This is a genomic window from Cyclobacterium plantarum, assembly GCF_011290685.1.
In the GTDB taxonomy this organism is placed as follows: domain Bacteria; phylum Bacteroidota; class Bacteroidia; order Cytophagales; family Cyclobacteriaceae; genus Cyclobacterium; species Cyclobacterium plantarum.
This window is the reverse complement of sequence record NZ_JAANYN010000006.1, coordinates 296,385-311,177: the sequence shown is the minus strand read 5'-3', so window position 1 is coordinate 311,177 and position 14,793 is coordinate 296,385. Positions and strand designations below refer to the sequence as shown.

Genomic DNA, 14,793 nt, shown 5'->3' with positions numbered 1-14,793 from the left:
GGATTCCCCTTTTTTTATTTACATATCCAATCAAAAAGAATGGTTTGTTTTTGATATTCGTTTGAATATTTTAATTTTGAAACCTGAACTCAAATAAGTGTTGACTTTGAAATAAAAATAATTTTTATTATTGCTAATTAACGCTGTTTTTAAATTTTCTATTGTTTTTAACACATAAAAAATGAAAATCCGAAATATATGTTGTATCGGTGCCGGGTATGTTGGAGGCCCGACTATGGCCGTGATCGCGAAGAAGTGTCCTGACATTAATGTTACTGTTGTAGATATCAATAAAGCCAGAATCGCAGCCTGGAACGATCCGAATGTGGAAAATATTCCGGTCTATGAACCTGGCTTGTCTGCAGTTGTAGCCGAGGCCAGAGGAAGAAACTTGTTTTTTTCATCTGAAGTGGATAAGGCCATTGACGAGGCAGAGATGATTTTTATATCTGTGAATACACCTACCAAAACCTACGGGGAGGGAAAAGGCCAGGCTGCAGATCTGAAATGGATTGAATTGTGTGCCCGTCAAATCGCAAGGGTGGCAAAAGGGGATAAGATAGTGGTAGAGAAATCTACCCTTCCGGTCCGCACGGCCAGTACATTAAAAGATATCCTGACCCATACGGGAAATGGGTTGAATTTCCAGATTTTGTCTAATCCCGAATTTTTAGCAGAAGGTACGGCGGTGGATGATTTAATGAAACCTGATAGGGTACTTATTGGAGGAGATCAGACACCTGATGGGGAAAGGGCCATTCAGGCACTAGTTGAGGTTTATGCCAGATGGGTACCTAAAGACAGGATACTAACCACGAATGTTTGGTCTTCTGAATTGTCAAAATTGACAGCCAATGCCTATTTGGCCCAAAGGGTGTCTTCTATCAATTCACTGTCTGAACTTTGCGAATTTACTGAAGCAGATGTGAATGAGGTAGCCAAGGCCATCGGGACAGATTCGCGTATTGGCCCCAAATTTCTGAAGGCTTCAGTGGGCTTTGGAGGGTCCTGCTTTCAAAAGGACATTTTGAATCTGGTTTATATCTCCCGGTCTTACGGATTGCATGAAGTGGCTGACTATTGGGAACAGGTGATCATTATGAATGACCATCAGAAAAGGCGGTTTTCCAAAAAAATCATCAGGAATTTGTACAATACCGTAAGTGGTAAAAAAATTGCATTTTTAGGCTGGGCCTTTAAAAAGGACACCAACGATACCAGGGAGTCGGCGGCCATTTATGTGGCAGATCACCTTTTGAATGAACAATCTATTATTGAAGTGTACGATCCAAAAGTCAACAAACAGCAGATTTTTTCTGATCTTGATTATCTGGGCTCCAGAAGCCCCGAGGACAACCGGAAAAATCTTACAGTTGGCTCTGACCCTTACAAGGTTTGCGAAGGATCACATGCAGTTGCGGTCCTTACAGAGTGGGATGAATTTAAAACTTATGATTGGCAGAAAATTTATGATAGCATGTTAAAACCTGCCCATGTTTTTGATGGAAGGAATTTATTGGATAAAGAAGCCCTGAGGGCTATCGGATTTCAGGTTCATGCAATAGGCACTGCAGATTAAAAAAAAGTAAAACAAAAAAGGGGATCAATTGATCCCCTTTTTTAATTCAATTATTTGTCCTTAACATCATCCTTAACCTCGTCCAATATTTTTTCGACAGCTTTCACATCAAGCTTTTCATCTTTCGCAAAAAATGATGCAAGTTTGGCAAAGGAACCGCTAAAATAACCCGAAAGCAGGTTTTTTATGGTAAAACTCCTGTATTCATCCTTTGAAACGATTGGATAGTATTCATGAGACTTACCATAGGCATTGTGCTTGACAAAACCTTTCCTTTCTAATATCCGTATAATGGTTGAAACAGTATTATAGGCTGGTTTCGGTGTTTTCATTTTTTCCAGGACATCCTTGACAAAACCTTTCTCAATGTCCCAAAGGATCTGCATGATCTGCTCTTCCGCTCTTGTTAATTCTCTCATATTTTTATTTAAGTAGGTGATTTTTCATGAACTTAACCATTTAGTTTTTTATTTGCAAAACTTTTATAAAAAAAATTTTTTTTAAATGGAATTATTCAAAAAAAAGTGTTTAAAATTAAAATTACCTGTAGGGCCTACAAATATCCATGAATTTGCTCATATTGGTTTTATTGCAAAGTTTTCATTTTTATTATTCCAGAAGCATGCAATAATTTGATAAGCGGATAAGTTGGGTCAAACTCAAACCATTTGACCGCAAAATTAACCCGTTTTGGAAGGCGATGGTGGTTGTTTTGAAACAATTCTCCAAGCATCAGAAAATCCAGAAACAGAGAATTTTTTGACTGGTCGTTATTGTTAAAATTTGCGTAACCGTATTTGTGGCCGCTCCAATTGACGATGGCACCATGTACTGGTCCCATCATAAAATGTATGGGCAATAGAAAATACATCCACCAATGGGTGCCAGCCAATTCAAACACGCTTATCGATAACACATAGATAGATACGTAAACCAAAACCCATCCTATTCTAATGCCCATGGTATCGGCAAAGCGGTCAAACCGATTCCAGTCCGGTACATCCTTTGAGAACCTTTCTTCGGGCTTTACCTTGAATGTGAAATGCTCATTGTAGATTTTTTTTGTTTTCCACATCATGGTAAACAGGTTCTCTGTATGGTGTGGACTATGAGGATCATCCGGGGTATCACTGTAGGCATGATGCATGCGATGTAAAATAGCATAAGCTCTGGGGGATAAATAGGAACTCCCTTGAGCAATCCAGGTGAAAACGTAAAAGAATTTTTCCCAGAATTTGCTCATGATAAACATTTGGTGAGCCGCATAGCGGTGAAGGAAAAAACTCTGGCAAAACAAGGAGAAATACCAATGGATAAGAAATAGAAATAGTAGAATCACTAGCTGTCAGATTTGATTGTAATTATAAGGTAAAATTAAATCCATTTTTTTTTAAAAAAAGCATCAGAACCTATTATTTATATAAAAGGTGATTCATGTCACTTTTTTGAGCAATGTAAAAGGAGTTATAAGAAACCTGTTTTTTTATTTCTTAACAGAATGGGCTACATTTAAGTTTAGAATGAATAAACCCAAAAATTATACCGACCCAAATCAGGGAAAGCATAATAACTTGCGAAATTCAGAATTGGCTGTAAATGAGAAAGATGCTGATCTTTGGATTCAATTTAAGCAGGGTAGTGAAACCGCATTTATTAAAATTTATGAAAGGTACTACGATCAGCTTTTTAATTATGGGTTAAGGCTTTCCGGACAGCCGCAGCTTACAGAAGATTGTATTCAGGACCTTTTTATTCAAATCAGGCTAAAAAGATCGGGGTTGGGAGATACAGATAGCATCAAATTTTACCTGATGAAATGCCTGAAAAGGAAACTGATTCGTGAAATGGGCAAATCCAAAAAGACCGTAGCCTTCAAAGATCATGAACCATTTCAGATCATTTATTCCCATGAGCAGGTAATGATTGATCAACAATTTCATGAAGAACAGGCAAATCAACTTAATCAAGCTTTGAAAAAATTGTCAGGACGGAAAAAGGAAGCGCTATATTATTTTTATTTTGAGGGCCTTCCCTATCACCAAATTAGCGAGTTAATGGGGTTTTCCCATGTTAAATCCGCCAGAAACCTGATTTACCAAGCCATATCCACATTGAAATTGGTACTTCAATAGCCCTTTAGCTGGCTATAGTATTTTTTTTGCATTTGCCTTTTTAAAGTATTTCCTCTACCATCAAAGTGAAATTTTCTGATTTTTTTTTAAAAATAATGATGTCATTTTCCTTCCCTTTGCCTTATACCCATAAGAAAGCAGCTGAAATATGAAAATGGCTAAGGATACCACCTTTCTATTGTTAACCGATCCGGAATTTGTCCGTTGGGTCAGGTCCCCTGATGCGGAGTTGGATACGTATTGGAAAAATTGGCTGCTAGCACATCCTGATAAAATAAAGAGTGTAAAAGAGGCCAGAGAAATAATTAATGGTTTGAAGTCGAAACAAGGTGTCTTGCCAAAAAATAATAAATACGAGGTATTACAAAAAATTTTGGCAACAGAAACACCGGGGACAGGGCCTTCATCAGAAAAAAACACCTCGCAAAGAGACCCGTTTTTTTGGCTCATTATGGGGCAGTGGACCAAGGTAGCTGCCATTTTGGTTTTTGTACTGGTATCCATTTTTTTATTGAGCAGGATGGCCATTGATCCGGCACCATTGGAACCTGCCGATGTACCAAAAGTGGCCATGATAGCAAAAACTACGCAATTTGGGGAAAAATTGAATTTCAAACTTCCCGATGGCTCAACAGTTTGGTTGAATTCAGGCAGTGAATTGATTTTCCCGGAAAGATTCGATTCATTGGAGAGAAGGGTTATCCTGACTGGAGAGGGGTTTTTTGACGTTCAGCAGGATTCCAGCAGCACATTTAGGGTAGTGTCCGGTAATCTGGTCACCGAGGCAGTAGGCACTTCTTTCAATATCAAATACATTGATACGGATCAATTGGCAGTTTCCTTGGTCAGTGGGAAGGTAAGGATAAACCACGATAGCTTGGAACGTGGCTTGATTTTACAAGCAGGCCAGCAGCTTAGTTACCTTGATTCAGATAGGCGTTTTGAGGTAAAACCCTTTTCTACTGCTGAAATTACAGGATGGAGGGAAGGGCTGCTTCAATTTTCCAATGCTGGATTTGAAGAGGTGATTCGTCAATTGGAACGCTGGTATGGGGTCAGCATTTCAGTTACAGGCCATCCATCCAATACCTGGCAACTCAGCGGAAAATACAACAATCAAAATCTCGATTTGGTGTTGGATCGAATGGCTTATATAGAAAATTTCGAATATTACATCAGCGGCAAAAACGTAAACCTAAAATTTTAAATATATGACAGACTTCCAATGAAAAAATGGGTAAAGAACCCCTAAAATGGTCCGGGATGGAAAGTCATTGGGGAATGCACCATCACCGAACCAGGCTTAATGAATGTTTCAATAAACCTTTTAAAATTATGAAATTTAAATTACAAAAGACAATTTATATGTTGTCACGCTATTTCCTTTATGGATTTTCCCTGCAACTACTGGTATTAAACCTGGTTCTAGCAGGAAGTGTCAATGCCCAATTGGAGACTATTGATAAGGTTTGGGTCAATTTGAATCAAAAGGAGATGTCTTTGGGCCAGTTTTTCAGGCAGGTTGAATCCAGGACACCCTTCACCTTTTCCTATGACAAAAAGGATCTGGATAGGGAAATGAAAGTGGTTTTGACCGACAGCGGTGCAAGTGTGGAGACCATGCTTCAGGAAGTATCCCAGCAAACTTCACTGGGTTTCCGCCAGGTCAATGATCAGATTGATGTGAGAAAAATTAACAAGTTATCCGCTAAAGTGGAAACCTTGGTGGAAATAACGGTGAGTGGAATGGTAAAAGATGAGCAGGGTCAACCCCTGCCGGGTGCCACTGTTTCTGTACAGGGAACTTCTACGGGTACTGTTACGGATCTGGACGGCAGTTATTCCCTGACTGTTCCTGATGATGCCGTATTGATCTTTTCATACATAGGTTACGATACCCAAAGGGTAACAGTAGGCAACCAGACAACGATCAATATCACCATGAGTATGGATGAGTCTTCTCTGGAGGAAGTTTTGGTCATCGGTTACGGTACTCAGAAGAGAAGTGATCTGACTGGTGCAGTATCCTCTGTTAAGGCAGAACAATTGACAGCTTATCCCGCCATCGATGCGGTGCAGGCCTTACAAGGACGGGCTGCGGGGGTGCAGATTCAGGCCAATAACGGAGCACCAGGTGCAAGTCTTAAGGTTCGGATCAGGGGAGGTACTTCTATCAATGCCAGCAGTGACCCTATTTTTGTGGTGGACGGATTTATAGGTGCGGCCATGCCTCCTCCGGAAGATATTGCATCCATTGAAGTGTTGAAAGATGCTTCGGCCACGGCCATTTATGGATCCAGAGGAGCCAATGGAGTCATTATGGTCACCACCAAGAGAGGCAAGAAGGGGGCCGCCAGAATTGAATTCAATACTTCTTACTCCATGCAAAACGAAATCAACCGGTTGGACTTATTGAATGCGGACCAATTCAATGACTATATATCCGATGCCAGACCCAACATTGAGCCTGCTGGAGGAGATACCGATTGGCAGGATCAGATATTTCGGACGGGAGGCATTCAGAATTACCAGCTCTCCATCAGTGGAGGAACAGATAATGTCAATTATTATGTATCAGGAGCCTATTTTGATCAAAAAGGGGTAATCATCAATTCGGATTTCAATCGGTTCAGCATTACCAGTAACCTGGATATTCAGGCTACGGAAAAGCTAAAAATAGGATTGAACCTTTTCGCCCGGAGAAGCAGTAGTGACGGGGTAAGAACCCAGGAAGGTTCCGGCGGACTCACCCCGGGCGTAGTTGCCTCAGCATTTAAGTTTGAACCGGATCAACCCATTTACAGGGAGGATGGAACTTTCACGGTTGCACGCCTGAATGATCCCCATGACAACCCGTATGCTGTGGCTACACAATTGGTCAATGAAAATGTAAACGACAGGTTTCAGGGCAATTTCTTTGCAGAATATGACCTGTTGGAGAACCTGAAATTCAGGACTACCTTAGGAGCAACTGCCAATGCCAGTCGCACTGGTTTGTATTCCCCAACTACCGTGACGGAAGGCAGAAATGTAGGAGGAGATGCACGCATTAATGCCTCCCGAAACACCTTGTTCTTAAATGAAAATTACCTGACCTACACGAAGAACTTTGCCGGTGACCATACATTCACCGCCATGGGAGGGTATTCCTACCAATCATCTGAAAATGAAAATTGGGGAGCAAGGGGTACTTCATTCATCACCGATGCCTTTTCCTTCTGGAATCTGGGCTCTGCTGCGGTTTGGCAAACCCCCAATTCAGGTCTTACCGATTGGAGGATTTCATCATTTTATGGTCGTTTGAATTATTCTCTGGGAGACAAGTACCTCCTTACTTTTAATGCCCGTTATGATGGATCTTCTACCTTTTCAAGAAATAACAAGTGGGCCTTTTTTCCTTCAGGAGCCATTGCCTGGAACATGAAAAATGAACCATTCCTGGAGACCTCGGATCTGATCAGTTTCTGGAAGTGGAGAGCCAGCTACGGAATTACAGGAAATCAGGCGATTTCTCCCTACCAGACATTGGCCAGGTTTTCGCCGGTGTTTACAGTGATCGATGGTGTGCCCGTCAATGCCGTCCGCCCAACCACGGTAGCGAACGACAACCTCACCTGGGAAACCACCGCCCAATTTAATATTGGAGCGGATATTGGCTTCTGGGACGATCGGGTAACTTTATCAGCAGAATATTACCGCATGGTCACCTCTGACCTTTTATTTGCTGTTCAATTGCCACAATATTCCGGTTACACCAATCAATTGAGAAATATCGGTGAGGTGGAAAACAAAGGAGTGGAATTAACCCTGGGCTCAAGAAACCTGGTTGGAGCCTTTCAATGGGACATGGATATCAACTTCTCCAGAAACCGGAACACCGTTTTATCGCTGCCCGATGGAAATGATATACAATATGGTTCCGGTCCGGGACATATGGTAGGCCTTGGCACCACACAACTGCTTAAAGAGGGTTATCCTGTTGGTAGTTTCTTTGGTTGGGTTTACGATGGTGTTTATCAGGAGGGAGAAGGTTTCCTTCCCGGTGGAGGTTTTGAACAAACTCCAGGAGGGGAAAAATTCAGAGACCTGAACAACGACGGTACGTTAAACAGCGACGATAGGGAGATCATTGGTAATCCCCATCCCGATTTCTTCTGGGGTTGGAACCATGATTTCAGGTACCGGAATTTTGACCTGAATGTATTCTTTCAGGGTTCCTTTGGCAACGATATCCTGAGTTACACCCTGATGGAGTTGGATTTAATGTCAGGGATAAACAATGCCACTACTGCGGCGCTGAACAGATGGACGCCCACAAACACGCAAACGGATATCCCAAGGGCCTTTAATGGAAGGACCAGAAGGGTGTCTACCCGTTGGATTTACGACGGTACTTTTACCAGGTTGAAAAACCTCTCTCTGGGCTACAATTTCCCTAAATCGATTGTTGACAGGTTGAGTTTATCCAGGCTGAGAGTATATGTGAGTGCCCAGAACGTTCTGACCTTTACCCAGTATGAAGGGTATGATCCAGAGGTGAATTACCGATCCGGTGGAGCTACCGATGGCAACAGGAACCTGGGATTGGATTACGGAAGCTATCCCAATGCAAAAAGTTATACAGTGGGTTTAAATGTAGGATTTTAATCTAGCCACCAAAAAAGAAATAACCATGAAAACGAAAATATATAAATCTTTGGTTTTGGCCATGACTTGCTGGTTTGCCGGATGTACCGATCTGGAAGAAAAACCGGTTGGTTTGTTGGCCCCGGAAAGCTTGTTTAATTCAGCAAGTGATGTGGAAACGGCCATTTTTGGAGCTTATGGATGGATTGCTTCCGAAAGATTGTACGGAAGACAATTTGTAACTGCGCTGATGCTTCGCGGCGATATGGTAGATATTGGAGACCGGGGTACCCCTGCCGAGCGGCAGCAGGTGAATGATTTCAATATGGATGATAATAATGGAATGGTCCGCTCTTTTTGGCCTTATTGGTACCAGGTGATCAGTGCGGCCAATGCCGCTATTTCCGGTGCCGAAAGCCTTGAATTGCAAGAAGAGGTCAACAACAGGTTGGTTGCAGAAGCCAGGTTTGTTCGTGCCTTTAGCTATTACCATCTGGTCCGTGTTTTTGGAGACATCCCCTATATCGATTATTTTATCAATGATCCGGAAGCGGTTAAGGATATTTCCAAAACCAGTTCCTCAGAAGTTTATCAGGGAATATTGGCTGACCTGGAATTTGCCAAACAATGGCTTCCTGACAATCAGCCCAATAATGTCAGGTCCCGGCCTACCAAAGGCACGGCCGCATCTTATCTGGCTTCCGTACACCTTACCCTTGCGGATTATCCCAAGGCCTATGAGGAAGCCAAATGGGTAATTGACAATAAAGAAAGGTTTGGTTATGCTTTGGAGGCAGATTATCAAAACCTCTTCCGGGCGGAGATGGCAGATAATTTGAATGAACCAATTTTTACACTGGACTTCCTGGGTCAACAAAACGGCGGAGGGGGTGCCAATGACGATATCATGCCACCGATGACCGGCATCCGGGGAGCAGATCAGCTGGGATGGAGCGTTTGCGTTCCCTCCATGGCAGTGTACAATACCTGGGATGACCGCGACTACCGCAAGGAAGTTGGTTTCCAACCAGAGGCTTTGATCAATGGGGTAATGGAACCATATACCGAATATGCCAATACGCAACGGCCTCATATCGCCAAATACAGAATGTATCCCGGTAATAGCAATTCTGATGGAAGGTACTCGGATCATAATTATGCTGCCATGCGCTATGCCGAGGTTTTACTGATCGCTGCAGAAGCGGCAGCTGAGGTGAATAGTGGGCCTACAGCAGAGGCCGTCGAATATGTCAATGCCATCCGGGAGAGAGCCAGAAATGCCGGCGGAACACAAAATGCTTTTCCTGAAGATGTACCTGCAGGTTTGAATAAGGACAGCTTTATCGAGTTGGTATTGGACGAACGCAGGTTGGAATTATCTTTTGAATATAAAAGATGGTATGACATCAAAAGGAGGCAATTGGGAGAACAGGTGTTCACTGGCCCGGAAAGCCTGGAGCCTCATCCTAATTTTGACCCTGCAAGGGATTACCTGATGCCACTTCCCAGAATAGAATTGGATGTCAATCCCAACCTTGGTCCGCAAAACCCTGGCTATTGAGAACTTGACCCAATTACAATGCAAAAGGCGATGGATATTTTCCATCGCCTTTTATTTTTTCCGGGTTTGGTTTAAACCCTTACCGATTCCCAAAAGCCCCGGAAGGGGCGTACGGTATAATTTACCTTAACCTATTTACTGAGCCACCTATTAAACGGGCTTAGGCTACCACCGATCCATCCTGGATGGTACTATTGTAGTTTGGCCTTGCGAAAAAACGATATTTAATAAACAGGGAATTCCTTTTCCAGGCCATGGAAATTATCAATCATTTGCCATTGGTCTTCGGGGATTTTTTGTCGGGCCGTTGAAGCTGCCCCATATTGTACGTAAGTGAGTGCACTCGCAAGTCTGAATTCCTTAATATCCCCCCAATTGGACGAAGGATCGTCTGCCGCGGGAATGTCCACCGGAAAGCCATCGTAATAGGCTGCATTACCGGCAGCATTCGCAATAGCAAAGGTTATGGGGACCAACTCCACATCATTTTGTTCCAGAACAGGGTTAAATTGAGATAGGGGAAAAGAACCTACAGGCTTACCATAGGTTCTTTGTCCTACCAGCACTATATCCATGTACGGGTTCAGGCAATTGATGATCAATTCACTGGCAGAGGCAGATCCTCTGGAGGTGATGACGATCAATCTCTCCAAAGCAATACCGCCTCTTTTTTCAAACCTGTATGTTTCATTGAGATTACTCTTGTCCGCATTTAAGGCATTGGTATACATCAATTCTCCATTGGCGGCTGCCGGAATCAGTCCATTCATGATTTGCTCGGCCACATCCACGGATCCACCCCCATTGTATCTCAAATCTAAAATTAGTTCATCTATTCCCGCAGCGTCAAAGTAATCCAAAGTTTCCTCTACTTCGGTACTTCGGTTGGGACTTAAACCAGCGGTGGCTTTGAAACTGTTATATACCCAATAGCCAGTTTTTTTGCCTCCGGTTTCAATGACATTTTTATACAAGACAGAATTGGCCTGGTATTCGGCCTTGGTATTGCTGCGGGTAGTAGTAGTTCCATCCGGAAGCCTGAAAGTAAAGGAATTGGAAACACCAGGCAGGTTTTCACCCAGATCAAAATTGTACCCATTGCTTCTTCTGTAATCAGCAATAGGTTTCCCATTGATTTCGATAATTTCCCACCCCCGCTGCCAGCCATCCTGGCCGGCTGGAGAATCTTCATAGACAAAAGAAACATAAAGTTTATTGTCCTCGCTCAAAGCAAAGCCAAAACCATGGCCGGCATTTTGGCCGGTAAAGGCCTTGTTAAAGTCTTCCCTGGTTGTAATATAAGACCAGCGATCCAATTCTTGGTACATCAGCCCATATAGCAGCTCATCATTGCTGCGGTAATTGCTTACATCCAGGGCAAGGGGTAAACGATCATTCCAATAGTACCATTCCTGCATGCTTTCATAAATGGCTTCCTTCACCAGATTTTGGTTTCTGGGCAATTCGCCAATATCTTCTTTACAGGAAAAAAGAAGAAATGAAAACCCAAAAAGAAAGACAAAAACTAATTTTTTAAATTCTACCAACATCTTTATTCTGCTTAAACTTCTCATTAGTAACGTATTCAAAGTCCATTTGGATGCCCCAATTTGAAACATTTGAACATGAAGTATATAATTTCCCGCGATGACAAAAGCTATAGGGCAAATTAATTGCACATTTTTACAAACCACTTGCCTTCGGATATTGTTACTTGACTGTATGTTTAAAAATATGAGGAGATGACAGAAAAAGCCAAAAGTCAAAAGACGGATAAATATAAAATTATCGAAGGATACATCAATCACATTTTGGAAACAGGTTCGGAACCAGTTTCTGTATTTAAGTTTGCAAAAGATCTGAAAATGCAGGAGGCTGCTTTTTACGAACATTTTACCAATTTCGGAGCCATCAAGAAAGCTGTTTGGGAGATGATTTTTGACCGGACGCTAACTGATCTGGAAGGGCAGGAAGTGTATAAAAGTTACAGTGCAAGGGAAAAGCTCCTGGGATTTTTTTTCACCTGGATAGAAGAATTGAAAAAAAGAAGGTCTTATCTGCTTGCCGTTTACGGAGAGAACTTGATGAAGGATAAAAAATTCCCTGCAGAGCTTAAGGGTTTCAAGTCTGAATTCAAAACCTTCGTCAATGAAATTATCATGGAAGGAAAAGAGACAGATGAAATTGCTGAGCGGCCTTACATTACAGACCGATATGATGAGGCCTTATGGCTCCAGGTAATGTTTGTTTTTAAGTTTTGGCTGAAAGATGACTCTCCTGCATTCGAAAAAACAGATGCTGCCATAGAAAAATCAGTGAACCTTGCTTTTGACCTTATGGGAAAATCAGCACTTGACAGTTTTGTGGATTTCTCAAAATTTTTATTTCAATCCAGATAACAAATGACTCAAAAATTGAAAGAGCAACAAAGCATCCCTGTGTCAAAGGTGCAAAGGGCGGCCAAATTTATTAGTACCGGTGCAAGGGTGGGAGGTAATTACATGAAGCATTATGCAAAAAAGGTAGTAAATCCTTCATTGACCAGAGATGACCTGGACAAAAGCAATGCTACAGATATCTATGATTCCTTAAGTGAATTGAAGGGAAGTGCTTTAAAGGTAGCCCAAATGATGGCTATGGATAAAAACATGCTGCCCCGTGCCTACCAGGATAAATTCACCATGGCACAGTACAGTGCTCCACCACTGTCTTATCCATTGGTGGTAAAAACCTTCCAGCAGCATTTTAATAAAGGGCCTGAATCACTTTTCGACACCTTTACACCTTCAGCTGTAAATGCTGCTTCCATCGGTCAGGTTCACCAGGCAACAAAAGACGGCAAAATTTATGCAGTCAAAATACAATATCCCGGAGTAGCTTCCAGTGTTCGCTCTGATTTGAAATTGGTAAAACCCTTTGCACTTCGCCTGCTGAACATGAATGAGCGGGAATTGGATCATTACATGGAGGAAGTTGAGGAGAAATTGCTGGAAGAGACAGATTATGAACTGGAGGTCAGGAGAAGCAAAGAAATTTCAGAAGCCTGTTCCCATATTGCGGATTTACAGTTTCCCCGCTATTATGAATCACTCAGTAGTCCAAGGATCATTACCATGGATTGGATGGAAGGATTGCATCTCAGGGAGTGGCTTGCCACCAATCCTGATCAGCAAGCAAAAAACCGAATCGGGCAGGCTTTATGGGATTTTTATCACCATCAGGTCCACGAGTTAAAGCAGGTACATGCCGATCCCCATCCTGGTAATTTTATCATTCAGGATGGCAATCAACTTGCCGTAATTGATTTCGGCTGTGTGAAGGTGATACCCGAAGATTTCTATACCGGCTATTTTTCATTGATCAAAAAAGACCTTTTGATCAATGAGGATGAACTAAACCAAATATTTTATGGCCTGGAGTTTATATCAAACAAAGACTCTGAGGAGGAAAAAATCTATTTTAAAAATACATTTAAAGAAATGATTTCGCTTTTGGGAAAACCTTTCCATGTAGACCATTTTGATTTTGCAGATGATGGTTATTTCCAGCAGATTTTTGCTTTAGGTGATAAGATTTCCAATGACAAGATGTTTAGAAAATCCAAACAGGCCAGAGGATCAAGGCATGGTTTGTACATCAACCGTACTTACTTTGGTTTGTATAATTTATTGAACCAACTGCAGGCGGCTGTGGACACAACCAAGCCAGAATGGTTAAAATGAAAAAGTGTAAATTCCTTTAAAGGTCAAAGTGTTCCGATGATTTTTCTTGCCAGCTTGTAGGGAAGGTAAGGGTCTTTGGATTGGTTTACTGTTCCAGTAAAAAAAACTTTCTTTTCAGGAACAAATAATGCAAAAGCGCCTGACATACCCGTATGCCCAATGATCTCAGGATATGCTTTAAGCGGCAGGGCATAACGGGGCTTTTCAGACCTGCTTATGCCCAGGCCGTAGGAAAGGTATTTATTCATAGATTTCCATTGCTGGATGGTATCCAATTCTGTGAGTGGAAACAATTGTCCGTGAAAAAAGGCTTTAAGGAAAATCATACTGTCCCTGGCCGTGCTGACCATTCCTCCTACGGGCCCGAATGAGCTCATCGCCATGGGTATTTCCAGTTGCTTTTCATAGTGATAAAAGGTGGCAGGAGTCCGGTCATGCACATCATTGTAAACGTAAGTTTCATTCATCCCCAGTGGCTTTAATTGAAAATTTATCAATGCCTCCTCCAGGTCTTGCCTGGTGATTTTTTCAGCAATTTTCCCCAACAGTTGAAAATTAGTATCCGCATAGGCTATAGATTTCCTATTTCCTGGTTTGGAAATGGGACCTAATTCCTTAATGGCCTTCAGCAAGTCTTTTGGCCTCCAGGATTGATCCTTACCTGTAAAGAGTTCTTCCCTCAGGCTCTTTTCCCCACTAAAAGAAAATTGAAAATAGTCTGGAAGTCCGGAAAGATGGGAAAGCAGGTGCCCTACTGTGATTTTGGGGGTGAAATCCTGCCCCTTGACAATGCTCAAGCCAAGATAGATGTCCTCATTAAGGAACTTTGTTATGGGATCATCCAAATTTACCAAACCCCTTACTTTTAATTTCAGGACCAGGGCCAGAAGATGCAGTTTGGCTACGCTGGTAATAAAATAAGGCTGCTCCCTGGAAAGATTGCCAGTTGCCCCTGTCCAGGAGATCGGGTCCTTTTTTTCCCTGAAAACAGAAAGGATCGTTCCCTTTAATTTATTCTGCCGGGAAAACTCGTTCAATCGATTCTGCCAGGCAGTAAAAATCCCTTGGTTGGTTTCACTGGAAGATATCATTCTTTAAGAGGATTAAGGTTTAAAGATACTAAAAATTTTGGGAGCGTTTTTGTAAAATGATTCAGGAGTACCAGGAAAATTA

11 protein-coding genes are annotated in these 14,793 nt (G+C 42.1%); 7 read left to right on the top strand and 4 right to left on the bottom strand.

Features of this window, described 5'->3' with window-relative positions:
- Positions 1-181 precede the first annotated feature (181 nt).
- Positions 182-1,579, top strand: coding sequence for a UDP-glucose 6-dehydrogenase (locus G9Q97_RS15755; protein WP_166148473.1), 1,398 nt, complete (start codon positions 182-184; stop codon positions 1,577-1,579).
- A 50-nt stretch (positions 1,580-1,629) separates the two neighbouring features.
- Here the strand turns inward: G9Q97_RS15755 and G9Q97_RS15750 are convergent, their stop codons facing one another.
- Both G9Q97_RS15750 and G9Q97_RS15745 read right to left on the bottom strand, forming a co-directional pair.
- Positions 1,630-1,998 (bottom strand): BlaI/MecI/CopY family transcriptional regulator, encoded by a 369-nt coding sequence (locus G9Q97_RS15750; RefSeq protein ID WP_166148471.1) that lies wholly within the window; start codon positions 1,996-1,998, stop codon positions 1,630-1,632.
- Between the two features lie 167 nt (positions 1,999-2,165).
- Positions 2,166-2,918, bottom strand: coding sequence for an acyl-CoA desaturase (locus G9Q97_RS15745; RefSeq protein ID WP_166148469.1), 753 nt, complete (start codon positions 2,916-2,918; stop codon positions 2,166-2,168).
- Positions 2,919-3,099: 181 nt separating this feature from the next.
- Between G9Q97_RS15745 and G9Q97_RS15740 the strand changes: the two genes are divergently transcribed.
- The 4 genes from G9Q97_RS15740 to G9Q97_RS15725 all read left to right on the top strand — a co-directional run bounded on the left by G9Q97_RS15740 (position 3,100) and on the right by G9Q97_RS15725 (position 9,898).
- Entirely contained in the window at positions 3,100-3,711 is a 612-nt protein-coding gene (locus G9Q97_RS15740) for an RNA polymerase sigma factor (RefSeq protein ID WP_166148467.1), read from the top strand.
- 148 nt (positions 3,712-3,859) lie between these two features.
- Positions 3,860-4,918 carry a FecR family protein gene (locus G9Q97_RS15735; protein ID WP_166148465.1) on the top strand — a complete coding sequence of 353 codons (1,059 nt, stop codon included), beginning with the start codon at positions 3,860-3,862 and terminating at the stop codon, positions 4,916-4,918.
- Positions 4,919-5,046: 128 nt separating this feature from the next.
- The gene (locus tag G9Q97_RS15730; RefSeq protein ID WP_166148464.1) at positions 5,047-8,358 is read left to right on the top strand and encodes a SusC/RagA family TonB-linked outer membrane protein; all 3,312 of its coding nucleotides are present in this window, start codon (positions 5,047-5,049) and stop codon (positions 8,356-8,358) included.
- Between the two features lie 25 nt (positions 8,359-8,383).
- The gene (locus G9Q97_RS15725) at positions 8,384-9,898 is read left to right on the top strand and encodes a RagB/SusD family nutrient uptake outer membrane protein (RefSeq protein WP_166148462.1); all 1,515 of its coding nucleotides are present in this window, start codon (positions 8,384-8,386) and stop codon (positions 9,896-9,898) included.
- Between the two features lie 224 nt (positions 9,899-10,122).
- Here G9Q97_RS15725 and G9Q97_RS15720 read toward each other — a convergent pair whose 3' ends face one another.
- The gene (locus tag G9Q97_RS15720; RefSeq protein ID WP_166148460.1) at positions 10,123-11,448 is read right to left on the bottom strand and encodes a S41 family peptidase; all 1,326 of its coding nucleotides are present in this window, start codon (positions 11,446-11,448) and stop codon (positions 10,123-10,125) included.
- Between the two features lie 192 nt (positions 11,449-11,640).
- Between G9Q97_RS15720 and G9Q97_RS15715 the strand changes: the two genes are divergently transcribed.
- The gene (locus tag G9Q97_RS15715) at positions 11,641-12,297 is read left to right on the top strand and encodes a TetR/AcrR family transcriptional regulator (RefSeq protein WP_166148458.1); all 657 of its coding nucleotides are present in this window, start codon (positions 11,641-11,643) and stop codon (positions 12,295-12,297) included.
- Positions 12,298-12,300: 3 nt separating this feature from the next.
- Positions 12,301-13,620, top strand: a complete 1,320-nt coding sequence (locus tag G9Q97_RS15710; protein WP_166148457.1) for an ABC1 kinase family protein — start codon at positions 12,301-12,303, stop codon at positions 13,618-13,620.
- A gap of 23 nt (positions 13,621-13,643) precedes the next feature.
- On the opposite strand, the gene G9Q97_RS15705 is transcribed toward G9Q97_RS15710, so the two are convergent.
- On the bottom strand, positions 13,644-14,711 hold the full coding sequence (locus G9Q97_RS15705) for a serine hydrolase domain-containing protein (RefSeq protein WP_166148455.1): 1,068 nt from the start codon (positions 14,709-14,711) through the stop codon (positions 13,644-13,646).
- Positions 14,712-14,793 lie beyond the last annotated feature (82 nt).